The following is a 13,761-nucleotide window of genomic DNA, read 5'->3' as shown; positions in this document are numbered from 1 at the left end:
TATTCTGGGGTCGTATGAAGAGGGCGCAAATATATTAATATTATGGCATTCCCATACCTTGAAAATGATTTTGTTAATAAATTATTAAAATCATTCTACCCTTGATTCCTTTTTTATTCTAATTACCAGTTATTTAGGTTTTTTTATTCTTGTTTTCGAGTACAATAATAGTACATCCCAGTTTCATTTTTCGATACTGGGATATTTTTTGAGCCGGAATTTAGGAGCTTGGAAATGCAACAATACTTTGTAGTATTCTCTTCGTATTGATAGTTCTATTTGCAAATATGTAATAACAAAAACGCTATGCGTTATGTACGAAGGTTTTTATTTAACAAAATTTAATTCCTGTATAAAACTTAACATTGTTAAATAAACTTTATTTTTTTTTGTCTAAACTGTTTCCAATGTTCTTTTTTAGGAAAGCTATAATATGAAGACTTAAACTCATTTTTTACAGGAACCAAATCACCTTCTTCTATCTTTTTAATAGCTTCATTCACTACATATGCGCTACATTTAAAGCATTTTTGATATATAGTATCTATAGTGTCATCATCTTCAATTTCTACAATTTCTTGGCTTAAAAGAATTCCTTTATCAATTTTCTTTTCCATAGTATGTGCAGAAACACCAACAATTTGCTCTCCTTTTCTAACAGCTTGAAAAACGGGCCACAAACCACCATATGAAGGCAATAATGCACTATGTCTATTAATACAATATTTTGGTATTGCTAATAATTCTTCGCCAAAAATTAATGAATTTGAACTAACGATAATATCTGGATTTGTTTTACGAATTCTATCCAAGTTATCTTCTGTATTAATATCATAGTGTACTTCAAAAAAATCAATATTGAAATGTTTATATACCTTTTTGACGCTATAAAAACCCTCTTTAGGGTTTTGGAAGGCATTCTTAAGCAGAAAATATGTTTTTTTTGCACCCAACTTAATTAACTCTATTAGTTTTAAATAGTACCAATGCCTAATCATATAACGCTCAATATTACTTTTTGGTAATACTTTGGTCACTAAAACGGCCCCTACAATATCATGTTTTGTTTTTTTAATAAATTCTGCAACAAAATCTGGTTGATAAAAGCAAGTTTCATCAATTATTAAAAATATTTTCATAGTCGTCAATTAGATTTTTTAACTCATTGCTTCTAAGCACCTCAGACTCCATATCTCTTTCATAAGATGAATAATATGTTTTAAATGCATTTTTATTTGTCCAAAGTACACTCCCCTTATCTTTTACCCCTCCAGGGTGAAACAAAATATCAACCGAATCTGGGCTTTTTTTACTTTTTACTCTTGATAATGCAGAAGATACATCTTTATAAGTCATTCTTCCCGTAGACAAAACCCCAACAAAATATTCATTGGTTTGAATGCCCTTTTTCTTGGCTTTAGTTATATATTTTTTTGAAAGCCTATTCAATAAAATATTTTTAATAAAATTTAGAGATATATGATTTTTCATTCTTGCATATCCATAACTATATTTCAACTCATAAGGATTTCTTATAAAAGTAATATTATGTTTTTCAGAAACTTCCAATAAGCATTCAAATACAAAAGGAATCATATGAAAGTGCATATGACTATCCACCCTTAGTGGCGTTTGATTGCCAATTGCATTTTGATATTTAATAACCTGATATTCTATTTCTCTTTTTATTTGTTCTCTAAATTTTGCTTTCCTATCTCCTGAAGACAAACTATAGGTTAACCACAACATTAGAAAAGAATATTTAAATTCTCCTGTTTCATCAATAATAAGGTCTGCATCTTGCTTGGGAGTTAATGGAGTTCCTTCAACCAAATTGAGATGAAGGCATATTCTAACTTTTTCAGAAATACTCTTATACTTATCTATTCCGTATGAAAAAAACTCTGTATTACAGACTATACTTGTACTATTAATAACTCCGTTATGTATACAATCTAATATATTATCTGTGATTTCATTACCGATACCAAAATCATCGGCATGTACGTATATTTTCTTCATTTCATTTAACATGTTGCCTTTAAAACCAGCTGTCAATTTACATGCGCAAGGTAACAAAACTGCTCGTAATATGGTATTATAGTTTTTCATTGAAGAAATTGAAGGTAGGAATCGGAAATCAGAAGTCAACCTATACAACTTGAAGGCAGAGGTGCCATTTTCGAACATTAAACATCAAAGTTAGTATTACGATATCACATCTTGGGGTTACATTTTTAAGCACTCTCCCTATCTTCCAACCTTTTTAATTAAGAATACGAGCCACTTTATCTTTAAGAAACTGTTTCTCGGGTTTAGATTGAGTAAGTTGAATCGCTTTTTGATAATGAATCACGGCTTTAGTATTCTGTTGTAACCGTATATAAATTTCACCCAATGTAGCATGATACAGATAATACTTTTCGATTACTTTATTATTTTTAATCGTTTCTATAGCTTTTAGTGCTTTATCAGGCCCATGCAGCTCTAAAATAACCATACATCTGTTTAGAAAAACGATAGGGTCATGCGTAATATTTAAAAATATATCATAGTACTTTAATATCATACTCCAGTTTGTGTTTTTATATTCTTTGGCAATGCAATGTTCATATGCGATAGCGGCCTCTATATGATAGGTAGACAATGTATCACCAAAAGCGGCTTTATTAAGATATTTTTTTCCGGATTGTATGATGACAGTATCCCATTGTGTTCTGTCTTGTTTTGAAAGCAAGATAAGTTCGCCCTCTGTGGTCAGCCGGCTATCTAACCTGGCTGCATGAAAACACATAAGCGCCATAAGCGCATACACTTCGGGTAGTTGGGTGCGCTCTACAGATAATAAAGAACGACATAGTAGCATGGCTTGCTCAATTACATCTTTGCGGATAAGTTGATCTGCATGAGTAGCATTATAGCCTTCGTTAAACATTAAATAAATAGCATTCAGTACTGTTTTAGTTTTGGCCGCAATCTCATTAGACGTTGGTATTTTGGGGCGGATCTTATGTTTTCTGAAATATTCCTTAGTACGATATAAACGCTTGGAGATTGTATCTTCACTGGTTAAAAAGGATCGTGCTACTTCTTTGGTGCTAAAGCCGCATAGAGATTTTAATATAAACGTAATTTGATTTTCTTCTGAAATATCTGGATGACAACATGCGTACATCATCGCCAAAAAATCATCTTTTATTTGATCTTCTTTCCAGTAATTATCCATAGTCACATTCATTGTATAGCCCGACGTAAGTAATTGTTTATTGGGGTCAGAAAAATCGATACGAGTACTATACTTATTTCGACGAATGATATCAATGGCTTTGTTTTTGGCAGTACGATATAGCCAAGCCCTTGGATTATCTGGCATACCCCTATATTTCCAGGTTTCCAGAGCACTCACTAAGGCATCTTGTACAACATCTTCGGCCATTTCGATATTTTCGGCTCCAAATATTTTGACCAATACAGCAACCATCTTTCCGGACTCTTGCCTAAAAAGATGGTTTACCGTATTATCTATGTGATTACTATGTTCCAAAAATATTACATCGGACTAATCTCGCGTACTTCAACAGTACAGCCATACTCAAAACTTGGGCATCCCTTAGCTATTTCGGAAGCATGATCCAGTGAATCTGCTTTGATCAATAGATATCCACCGACTAATTCTTTTCCTTCGGCTAACGGTCGATCAATGATCTTTGCTCCACCTTCGCTCAGTGTTTTACCTTCGGTCATTAGCGGTTGACCACCAACAAGCTGTCCGGCTTGTGCTAAGCCACCCATCCATTCTTGCCAGTGTTCCATATGCTTTTGCATCTCGTCAGGAGAGTTTTTTTCATACTTTTCCTGACCTCCTCGTATTAGATATAAAAATTCTTTCATTGTTCCTGTTTTTTTAATCTTCTGGCCAAACTTCTCTTACTTCTACAGAAGACTCCCATAATAATCCAGGGCATCCTTTTGCCATTTCGGTAGCCTCTTCTATAGTATTTGCTTTTACTATTATATATCCTCCCACTAATTCTTTGGTTTCAGTAAGTGGTCTATCGGTTACTTTTATTCCTCCTGGATGGATTGTTTTTCCACCAGGATATAAACGTTCGCCTCCCAAATATTGGTCTTTTTTAGCAATCCCATCAATCCATTGCATCCAATCTTGCATATGCACTTCTTGTTCTTTTTCGGATTTGCTGTCCCACAGTTCGTCTCCTCCTTTAAAAAGAAAAATAAATTGTTTCATATTGTTCATTTTTTTATGGTTTATAGTAGTATGACGAACATACTTTGGGTATTTGGACATCATCTCTACAAAATATCCAAAAAAAATTATTTTTGATACCCATCACTTCCAAAAGCCTCACCTTTTCCAGTTTGACAGTATTGTCTTAGACTCTCCATATAACGCCCCCAGCTAAAATTGCAAATGGCATAAAAATCGTCTTGTTCATTCCAACCATCATGCGAGAATCGAACGCGGGTCTTACCGTCGTTATCGTCTAATGAGAATACAAATGTATGTCCTAACCATCCATGCTGACTCGATATACACTCCCAAACTATTCTTTCGTTTGGTATAAGTTTAACTACCTTCATTAAAGGTCCATCAACATTACCAAAATCAAATTGAATCGTTTCACCCAAAGCTGAGTTTCCCTTGGTTTGAATTGTCCACCAGTTAGATAGTCCTTTAATCGACGAAATCGCCTCAAATACTTTTGATTTAGAAGCATTAATATGAAAAAGGTGTTTTATAGAATATTTCATAATATATTTTTTAATACCCTTAAAACGAACGTGTCTTTAGTTTTTGGACATGTAATGTAGTATATCTCGGATAATGATTACCTAAAGGTATAAAAATCCTGTAAAAACAAATAAGGGTATTCATGATGAATACCCTTATTTGTTTTTTAGTTCCTAATTTAATAGTACTTACTCATTCCTTGACTTAAAGTACACCGTTTTCTTTTTATTTATGTATAAAAAAAGTGCACTTTCTGTGGCTTCATAGTAGATACATCTTGAACCACCAATACAAACTTCACGTTTTTTGTCATTATGTGTCCAAGTGTTATTAGTCGTTTTTTCTTTTGTTTGTTCGATTACAGTTTTATCGGCTTTAAATATAATTATTGTTTCAGGATCATCGCGTTTTACCCATTTACCGATTAAAAAACTGGAGCTTATTTGATCAACAGTAACTTCTTTACTATCGAGAACAGCACTCTGAGTTGATTTTGCCGTAAAACCAGTTAGCACAATTGCCAACATAAGCATCGCAAAAATTACAAATGTAGATTGGGATCTTTTCATAATTCAAATTTTATAAGGTCTAAATTTAATGTTTTTTTTGGTAATCAAAAGTTTTACAACACTTTTGATGGGATTCAAAACCAATATCTTCTTGTTGTAGTATCAAACTCTATACCAACTCAATGGTTTAAAATCAAATGTTTTACCTATAGTAATGTCAAATACTTCTCTTTTATGATGTGGATGTGATGGAGTTCGTGCCCCAAAATATGATAGCCTAAAGCTCTTACACTGGTTTTATTATTGTTTGCCGTACCCATACGCAATAAAGCCTGATCAGAAAACCCATTAAACAAAGCTATAGTAGCCATTCTAACTGCCTTATATTCGTTCATAATATTCTCAACTGATCTTGTAGCAATATCTGCATATTGCGTGTATTCGTTTTCTTCAAATCCGGGCAAATCGGTTTTATCATTTCTGGCAAAGGCAAGTGCCCGATATCCATAGATTCTTTCGTCATCAATAATATGAACCAATATTTCTTTAATCGACCATTTATTAGGAGCATATCTGAAATTTAATTCTTTTTCTGACAACGAATTAACAAATTCATTTGTGCTTTCAAGACAATCCATAAGCTGTGTCAAAAGGCTTCCGTCTTTTTTCACATAGTCCATATACATCGCTGCATATGCAGGATATTCGTTTTTTTCGGGAAACGATATTATTCTATTCATACTACTTTATCGATATTGATCCAGAACCTTAGTACTCACCCAATAAATATCTTTGTCACTCGTGTAGAAAAAATACTTTCCATCTACTGTAACAAAAGGGCATAACTCATGGTTTCTTGTATTAATTAAAGTCCCCATATTCTTAGATTTGGTCCATGTACCGTTATCTTTTTTGAAGCTAATATACAGATCCCCTCTTCCAAATCCTTCTTTTCGGGTTGCACAAAAAATTATATAAGATTCGTCTTGAGCCACAAATACATCGGCTTCATAGGCCATAGTATTAATAGCATCTGGTAACCTTATTGCTTTCTGAAAACCATCATGTGTTCTTTTTGAAGCGTATATATCAAAATTATAGGTATTATTCTGATCTGCCATTTTATTAGAGCTAAAGTACATAGTACCATCTTTAGTAAAAGACATGTAATATTCATTCTTATCGGTATTGATATTTTTACCGGCATTAATAGGCTTAGACCATCCGTTTTCTTCTCTTATAGAATACCAGATATCATGATCTTTTTTATCTCCAGTTGCTTGTAATGGCATATCAGAGATATAATATAATCTATTTTCGTCTGGAGATAAAAAAGGATCATTAAAACTATATTGATCATCTGAAATAATGGTTTTGGGCGCCGTCCAAACTCCATCCTCAAGTGATGTATATCGTATTTCTGACCTTCCGTCTACATTGATTCCATAGAAATAATACCAGGTGCAAAAACTTCTGGAGTGGTTGAAGGCGGTTTTTGTTTCAGATACAAAAGAGACTCTTGTGACTGTACCGAAAATACACTAAACACTAGTATTAGTAGAATTACATATTTCATCATTTCTTTCTGGTATCATGTACTTTCTTATAAAAAATTTTGTTTACGATCTTCCACTCTCCATTAATTTTTAAAAGATTCATATAATCAATAAAGGTAAAGGTTGGGTATTCAATCTCTAGTTTTGCGTTTGCCGCGTGACCTGTGATATTGATATAATCTATTTTGGTTTTACGATTTTGTTTTGGCCCAGGTTTCATTTTACTAAAGAATTCTAAGGCATTGACTTCTTTATACTCATCAGTAATATATCGCATGGTAGCGGTTTTGTGGAATGCTTTTTTAAGGGTTTCAAAATCATTATTTGTTCCACCTTCTAAATAATATTGTACAGTTTTTTCAACCATAGCATAATCAGATTCTTGAGCGGTGCTTGTACCTAAAATTGAAAACAATAGCAGTAAAGTGAATAGATGTTTCATCGGATTAGTTTTTTATTGATTAGAACTCTTTATTTAAATAAATTTTTAGGTTGCACTACATCGACTCTTGAGATTTTACCATTATTAAACGTGAATATTTCAACAATATCCTGGCCAGATTCATTCTTTTCATCCAGCCATACCTTATCATGCATAATCACTTTATTATCAATCTCTAACAGATATTGTATTTGTGAGTACACTTTAGGATATTTCTCAAAATGATGTGCTCTATTTTTTTGCAATGCCTCTTTCCCATTAATCTTAAGCTCTGATTCGACATAAACTTCAACATTTTCTGCAAAACCCGCTACATAGCTATTTGCATCTTTTTCGTTAACTGCCTTGATTATGTTTTTGATCACTTGACTTTGATCTCCAGTACTTAACGTGTGTTCCTTTGATGTACACCCAATTATAAGGATTAGTATTAGTATATATACACTTATAGTCTTCATTTGTCAAGATTTTTAAGCCATTTAGCTAATAAGAAAGGTTAATGTTCTAAAGTAGAAAAACATTTTTGAACCTATTCATAAAAAAAACTTAATCCTTAGCTATTAGCATTGTTAATAGGGGGTTACCTCTCTTAAAAAATTAAAGGGTAGGGTATACTTCTTTTAGAACGTTTTATAATAAACGCCTATAACTTTATCTATAACGTGTAGATGGCAAAAAAGGATGCTGTACAGCATCCTTTTTTATTGAACCTACATTTCCCGGTATGCGTTTATACTCTTTCAATTTTGCAGATATAACAACCAGCTTCAGAGTTTCTGGCATGTAAATAGGCAACCTCAGGATTTTGTTTGAATATTTCAGCAATCAAAAGATCTACATCATCATCACCAACCATTTTTGTAAAAATCATTTTTTGATCATTACTATACCCTATTAGTGACAACGGAAAGTGTTTTTTATCTTTCTTAATCTCTGGAGGAAATCGATGAATATCATTATAAGGCTTTACTTCTTTTTTATGAATGAAGATGGGGCCAGGTTGATTAAAGGCATTCTTTTTTTCGAATGGACTATGACTTATTAATATTCTTTGATCTTTCCCAGGTTTAAAAGGCTTTAGAGAAACCCGGCAAGGTCCGAAACCTGTAGCTAACTGTTCTACTACTGGATGCCCGAAATCGTCAGTTTTTAATGTCCTGATTTTTGCTGCATATGCTTCTGTTATAGGAATAATTTTAAATCGGCTCATGATATTACTTTTTTATTGACATATACAAATATGATTATCAATATGAAGAGGTAACACCCGAATCTTGCTCAATTATCATGAACTTGTGCAGCCTCCCAACCGATCATCACGGTTTTACGAGCACTACCCCAGTGGTACTGGCCCAAATCGCCTGTAGATTGTATCACCCTATGACACGGGATTAAAAAAGCAACAGGATTAGAACCAATTGCTGTGCCAACTGCTCTGGATGCTTTTGGCTTGTCTATATACTTTGCAATGGTACCATAAGTAGTTAATCCTCCTTTGGGTATTTTTAGGAGTGCTTTCCAGACATTTAGCTGAAAATCGGTTCCTTTAAGGTGTAGTTTAATCTGATCTAATTTCTTCCAATCTTGAGTAAAAATAAATAATGCATTCTGCTGAATTCTATCCACCATCTGACAAAAATTTGCTTCAGGAAAAATCATTTTCAACTCTTTTAAAGCATATTCTTCATGATCTACAAAAGTCATATTACAAATCCCTTTTGAAGTTGAAGCGACTAGCACTTTTCCAAATGGGCTTTCAGCAAAACTATAATTAATAGTAAGGTTTTTTCCTTCTCTTTTATATTCTCCAGGGGTCATCCCTTCTATCTTTACAAAAAGATCATGAAGCCTGCCTGTACCCGAGAGACCAGTCTCGTAAGCCGCATCAAATAGGGTGGTATGTTGATTTTTTAGGGTTTGTTTAGCATACTCAACACTGGTGTATTGCAGAAATTTTTTAGGACTTACCCCAACCCATTCTGTAAAAAGTCTTTGAAAATGAAACGGGCTTAAATGTACTTTTTCTGCAACCTCATCAAGATTGGGCTGGTTCTTAAAGTTTTCTTTGATGTATACAATCGCTTCGGCTATGCGATTATAATTAAGGTTATTTTCTTCTATCATAAGTGCATTACTTAAAAAACGATATAAAAATAACTCGCTTTTCAAAGGTATAAAACCCAGAACTTGCTATACCTCTTTAATCCACTATAAAATTGAATCCTCCAGAAAAAAGACTCGAACTTAGACCTGAATCTCTTTCGTATTGCCTAAATCTTAGATCAATACTCTTCAAACCAAGTTTCCAAATATGGAGTTTTGTAAAGATATCAGTATAACTCAGACCAAAACCATATTGATTTGCATCAAAATCAGATAAATCATAATCAGATGTATAGAACTGCTGTATAGACAGATGTTGATTAAATGCTGCAAAATAGTCTGCTGCTGTTTGCGTATAAAATCGATAACTAGGGTATATAGTGAGCTTATCACTTATCTTAATCGGAATTTCTATACTTGCTGTATGTGAATTTATCCCCCAATCATCTGAGTAATACCTGTAAAAAGTACGTACAGTAACAATTTCATTAAGATAATAATGCAACCTACCTCCTACTGCAATTTTGAATCTCGAATCAGGCAATCTTTCTATATCATCTGCATACGTAAATTGTTGAACGATCACATCTTGGACATCAGCAAATTGGACTCGTTGAAATGGTGTGGATAACAGTCCCTCTTGTTGTATCAGATCTAAGGATAAAGATCCTTGTAGTTTTTTAGATAGTATTTGCGAAAACCCTAATCCTACAGAATATGAATTACGAGATTCGTCATCAAATGGAACAAAGCTGGGTAGGCTTCTTAACTCTGAAGGGTAAATGGCATTCCATGTATCTAAAAATGCATTAGCTTTAATGCTTACTTCGGTATTTTTTTCATTAAATAATCGGGTATAACTTCCACCAAAACCTAATGAAAAATAGTCATACTCTGAAGCCACGGTCAGGTTGGCAGACCATACACTGTTGCGATCATCACTACTATGGCTGTAGGTTCCTGAAAATGTAGCCAATACATCACTCTCTGAAGCTCCGGTTGAAGCTACAAAGGGGTCTGCTGGTCCGTCTCCATCAAATGGGTTTACATTACTAGACGATGCTGAAGTATAAGCAGATATTCCTGCGTCGATTGTCAATACATCATCATCATTTAATGGAACAGAAACCACTATGGTTGGTGTAAGATCAGTAAGCTCTTCGGTTCCTAAACCTCCAGTTACCGCAGCATTATCACCATCCTGAGTATAGTAGCTCATTAGATAATCTACTTCTGTAGTTTCTAACACTCTTTTTTTGTAGGTTCCAGAAGTTTCTTCCTTTATCTCTTGTGCTATGGTTAACACAGAGCATAATAGGGTTAGTATGAACGTAATTTGCTTCAAATGGTATGATTTGGTCAGTTTATTAATTCTTTAGATTTTATTTTTGCATAGTTAGGCTTACTTAATTGCAACCACATCCTCCTCCGGTCTTTCCTCCATTAGCTCCAGCTGCAGCCTCTCTATAGGCCTGAAAATTAGTTTCAAAACGATCACATTTTTTCACGGTTAACTCCATATCAGGATCGTTAAGCTGTACTTTTTCATATTCCTTTACAACTACACAAGAGTTCAGGGATAACAATAGCACAGTACTTATTATTAGTTTATTCATGAAGAATCATTTTATTTAATATCGATAGATAAGCGTTTGGTGTTGTTTTTTTATACCCTGTCTCTCCAAATTTTTTACCTGTGTTATCTAAAACTACCACCAAAGGAAAACCTCCACTTTTATTATACATTTCTGCTAGTTTCTTATTTTGAGTTTGAACAGCTTCTGGTAATTGATTTTTTTTCTTTCTTGGGAAATCTGCTTTTACTAGCACATAATTATCCTTTACAGACCTCTGAAATTCTTGAGTATCTAATATTTGTTTTTCTAATTTAATACATGGTGCACACCAATCTGACCCCGAGAATACCAAAATTATGTTTTTATTTTCTTTGGACGCTATATGCTTAGCATCTTCAAAATTAGTTAGCCATTCTTGTGCACTTACAAGGTTGGTAGTTAAAAATATTAGGGTTATACCTATAATTATGTTTCTCATATGTGTATAAATCTAGTCTATATTGCTGTACATAGCAAATCTAAATAAATGATGACATCCATTTTGAATGCTAAAAATACTATTTGTATTGTACTTATGAATTCTCTATTATAATACAGGTATATAGTAAAATACCCTACTATTTAAACAAAAAAGCGAAAAACACATCTGCTTTTCGCTTTTAAAAGAGGGATTCTTAGATCCATATATATTCTAAAATCTTATATCAAAGTTTAGGACATCTTTTACAATTTGATTTTCCTTTCTTCTTATACTTTTTGCAACATTTTTTCTTTTTCCCTCCACAAGCTACTTCACAATTCATGGCCACACAAGGAGAGTATAATGATGGGGTGTTCGTATTTTGCACTCTAATAATTTTTATTAAATCTAAATAAGGTACAAAAATATAAAAAAAAGACTCCGAAAAAAGGAATCTCTATTTTTTCTTTATTAACTTATTAACAATCACTTAGGCTCATTATCTACTTGAAAAGTATTAATATCTCTATCAAACAAGTAATGACCTGATTTATCATCGCCAATAATCTTAAGTTTATCCAATAATGTACGTGCTACAGCTTCTTCTTCTAATTGTTCTGCAACATACCACTGCATAAAGTTATGTACATTATAATCTTTTAACTCCAAACATTTATATATCACATTATTAATTTTTTCTGTAACAAACTCTTCGCTGGTAAGAAATGTTTCAAAAAGTTCCATAAGTGATTTAAAATCATCTCTAGGTTTTTCTATAGCTGGGATTACTGCATTACCACTTCGTTCATTAATAAATTTAACTAGTTTAGTCATATGCACTCGTTCTTCTTCAGATTGAGTATAAAAAAAATTTGCAACGCCATTATACCCTCTGGTATCTGCCCAGCTTGCCATAGAAAGATATTGTGCAGAAGCCTTAGCCTCATATTTTATTTGTTCATTTAATAATTTCTCGATCTCTGGTATCATATTCAGTTTTAATTATTTTAAAAGAAACTAAATTACACAATTATTGTACTATACGCAATGATAGTCATGCTTACTCTTCAATTTAAAATCAGACTATTTAATGATACAGTTATATAGTTTTTCAACAAAAAATGCCGCTTCTGCAATATGAAGCGGCATTGATTGAATACATTATTACAATACTTATTTATTTTTTTGCTGTACTTTATATAATATAAGTAGCTCTTGTAATTCGGATAACTTACTTTCTATATCTTCTACATTAGTATCTTTATCTCCAGAAGCAGCTTGTTCTTCAAGAAGCATATCGGCTTTAGCTTCGTCCATACCATTCATGATAACCCCAATAAAAAGGTTTAAGAAAATCATAGTACCAATTAATACGAAAGAAACAAAATAAGCAACAGAAAGTCCTGATACTCCATTAGAATTGATACATACATCCATATTACCGTCATATCCATAATTTTCGCATCCAAACATATTGATATACATAATATCTGTCCAGTCTTCTAAAGTAACTACCCTAAACAGGGAAAGCATTGATGTTTGTAAATCTTTAAAATGAATTGGATCATTTTCTGCGAAAAAGAATACACCAGCAACTGCATATATATAAAATAACAGTGCAAGTAATATAGAAACATACCCCATAGAAGGTACACTCTTAAGAAGTGCACTTACCAACATCTGAAGTTTTGGTAATGCTTTAATAAGTTTTAAAACTCTTAATAAACGTAGCAAACGTAAAATAGCTATTGAGCTTCCTCCGAATGGAAGAAAAGCAGCAGCAACAATTATAAAATCAAAAATGTTCCAACCATCTGTAAAATAAAGCCAAGGCTTATTACCTTCTGCAACAATTTTAACTACGATTTCAATGATAAAAACACCTAGAATTATTTTATTTAATAGTTCTAAAATTCCTTCATGTTTTGCAGAAAATTCTGGATATGTTGCAATACCAACTAAAACACCAGCAATTAAAATAGCAAGCGTAACAAAATTTTGAAACCACTTACTTTCACTTATTGATTTACATAAATTGACCATAAAAACAGAAATATTATTTAAAAATTATTTTGAAACTCCTAAATCAATGAGCTCTTATATTTAATTACTGATTCGTGTTAAAAATTTAGATAATAAAATGCCATAAAAGCATAACTATATTTAATGTTTTAATACATTAAATTGTTACCCCATAGGTCTTATATTTCTGAAAAAAAGATGAAATTGTGAAGTTTTATGTTTTCCCCAACATAATTTACGGCTGCAAATAAAAGAATTTTATTTTAGAAATCTTGTATTTTTTTAACATTTTTTTAAGAATTTCTGCACACAACCAGAAAGACAAAGTAGTATTACGGG

General features: G+C 32.6%; 18 protein-coding genes. All 18 read right to left on the bottom strand.

Going from position 1 to position 13,761, the window contains the following annotated elements; translation table 11 throughout:
- Positions 1-368 precede the first annotated feature (368 nt).
- Positions 369-1,139: a formyltransferase family protein gene (locus tag JJQ60_RS11645; RefSeq protein WP_201919914.1), complete on the bottom strand. Its 771-nt coding sequence runs from the start codon at positions 1,137-1,139 to the stop codon at positions 369-371.
- On the bottom strand, positions 1,117-2,022 hold the full coding sequence (locus tag JJQ60_RS11640; RefSeq protein ID WP_201919912.1) for a carbohydrate deacetylase: 906 nt from the start codon (positions 2,020-2,022) through the stop codon (positions 1,117-1,119). The genes JJQ60_RS11645 and JJQ60_RS11640 overlap by 23 nt, the downstream gene beginning before the upstream one ends.
- A 244-nt stretch (positions 2,023-2,266) precedes the next feature.
- Positions 2,267-3,544: an RNA polymerase sigma factor gene (locus tag JJQ60_RS11635; protein WP_201919910.1), complete on the bottom strand. Its 1,278-nt coding sequence runs from the start codon at positions 3,542-3,544 to the stop codon at positions 2,267-2,269.
- 5 nt (positions 3,545-3,549) lie between these two features.
- On the bottom strand, positions 3,550-3,891 hold the full coding sequence (locus JJQ60_RS11630; RefSeq protein ID WP_201919908.1) for a YciI family protein: 342 nt from the start codon (positions 3,889-3,891) through the stop codon (positions 3,550-3,552).
- 13 nt (positions 3,892-3,904) lie between these two features.
- A complete protein-coding gene (locus tag JJQ60_RS11625; protein ID WP_201919906.1) occupies positions 3,905-4,249 on the bottom strand; it encodes a YciI family protein in 345 nt (114 codons plus the stop codon).
- An 86-nt stretch (positions 4,250-4,335) separates the two neighbouring features.
- Positions 4,336-4,773, bottom strand: coding sequence for an SRPBCC family protein (locus JJQ60_RS11620; protein ID WP_201919904.1), 438 nt, complete (start codon positions 4,771-4,773; stop codon positions 4,336-4,338).
- Between the two features lie 168 nt (positions 4,774-4,941).
- Positions 4,942-5,322 carry a hypothetical protein gene (locus JJQ60_RS11615; protein WP_201919902.1) on the bottom strand — a complete coding sequence of 127 codons (381 nt, stop codon included), beginning with the start codon at positions 5,320-5,322 and terminating at the stop codon, positions 4,942-4,944.
- 146 nt (positions 5,323-5,468) lie between these two features.
- Positions 5,469-6,002, bottom strand: a complete 534-nt coding sequence (locus JJQ60_RS11610) for a DinB family protein (protein ID WP_201919899.1) — start codon at positions 6,000-6,002, stop codon at positions 5,469-5,471.
- A 6-nt stretch (positions 6,003-6,008) separates the two neighbouring features.
- Positions 6,009-6,554 carry a hypothetical protein gene (locus JJQ60_RS11605; protein ID WP_236669108.1) on the bottom strand — a complete coding sequence of 182 codons (546 nt, stop codon included), beginning with the start codon at positions 6,552-6,554 and terminating at the stop codon, positions 6,009-6,011.
- 283 nt (positions 6,555-6,837) lie between these two features.
- Positions 6,838-7,260, bottom strand: a complete 423-nt coding sequence (locus JJQ60_RS11600; RefSeq protein WP_201919898.1) for a nuclear transport factor 2 family protein — start codon at positions 7,258-7,260, stop codon at positions 6,838-6,840.
- Positions 7,261-7,289: 29 nt separating this feature from the next.
- A complete protein-coding gene (locus JJQ60_RS11595; RefSeq protein ID WP_201919895.1) occupies positions 7,290-7,718 on the bottom strand; it encodes a nuclear transport factor 2 family protein in 429 nt (142 codons plus the stop codon).
- 272 nt (positions 7,719-7,990) lie between these two features.
- Positions 7,991-8,470 (bottom strand): DUF1203 domain-containing protein, encoded by a 480-nt coding sequence (locus tag JJQ60_RS11590; protein WP_201919893.1) that lies wholly within the window; start codon positions 8,468-8,470, stop codon positions 7,991-7,993.
- A 68-nt stretch (positions 8,471-8,538) separates the two neighbouring features.
- Entirely contained in the window at positions 8,539-9,384 is an 846-nt protein-coding gene (locus JJQ60_RS11585) for a bifunctional helix-turn-helix domain-containing protein/methylated-DNA--[protein]-cysteine S-methyltransferase (protein WP_201919892.1), read from the bottom strand.
- A 76-nt stretch (positions 9,385-9,460) separates the two neighbouring features.
- A complete protein-coding gene (locus JJQ60_RS11580; protein WP_236669107.1) occupies positions 9,461-10,708 on the bottom strand; it encodes a DUF3570 domain-containing protein in 1,248 nt (415 codons plus the stop codon).
- A gap of 61 nt (positions 10,709-10,769) precedes the next feature.
- A complete protein-coding gene (locus tag JJQ60_RS11575) occupies positions 10,770-10,979 on the bottom strand; it encodes a DUF4266 domain-containing protein (RefSeq protein ID WP_201919890.1) in 210 nt (69 codons plus the stop codon).
- Positions 10,972-11,418: a thioredoxin family protein gene (locus tag JJQ60_RS11570; protein ID WP_201919888.1), complete on the bottom strand. Its 447-nt coding sequence runs from the start codon at positions 11,416-11,418 to the stop codon at positions 10,972-10,974. The genes JJQ60_RS11575 and JJQ60_RS11570 overlap by 8 nt, the downstream gene beginning before the upstream one ends.
- A 468-nt stretch (positions 11,419-11,886) precedes the next feature.
- Positions 11,887-12,390 (bottom strand): ferritin, encoded by a 504-nt coding sequence (locus JJQ60_RS11565; protein ID WP_201919876.1) that lies wholly within the window; start codon positions 12,388-12,390, stop codon positions 11,887-11,889.
- A gap of 183 nt (positions 12,391-12,573) precedes the next feature.
- Entirely contained in the window at positions 12,574-13,443 is an 870-nt protein-coding gene (locus JJQ60_RS11560) for an ion transporter (RefSeq protein WP_201919873.1), read from the bottom strand.
- Positions 13,444-13,761: the final 318 nt, after the last annotated feature.

Origin of the sequence: Aquimarina mytili (genome assembly GCF_016735115.1) — a bacterium.
In the GTDB taxonomy this organism is placed as follows: Bacteria; Bacteroidota; Bacteroidia; order Flavobacteriales; family Flavobacteriaceae; genus Aquimarina; species Aquimarina mytili.
Note: the sequence above shows the minus strand (reverse complement) of the source record. Positions and strands in the feature narration are given on the sequence as shown.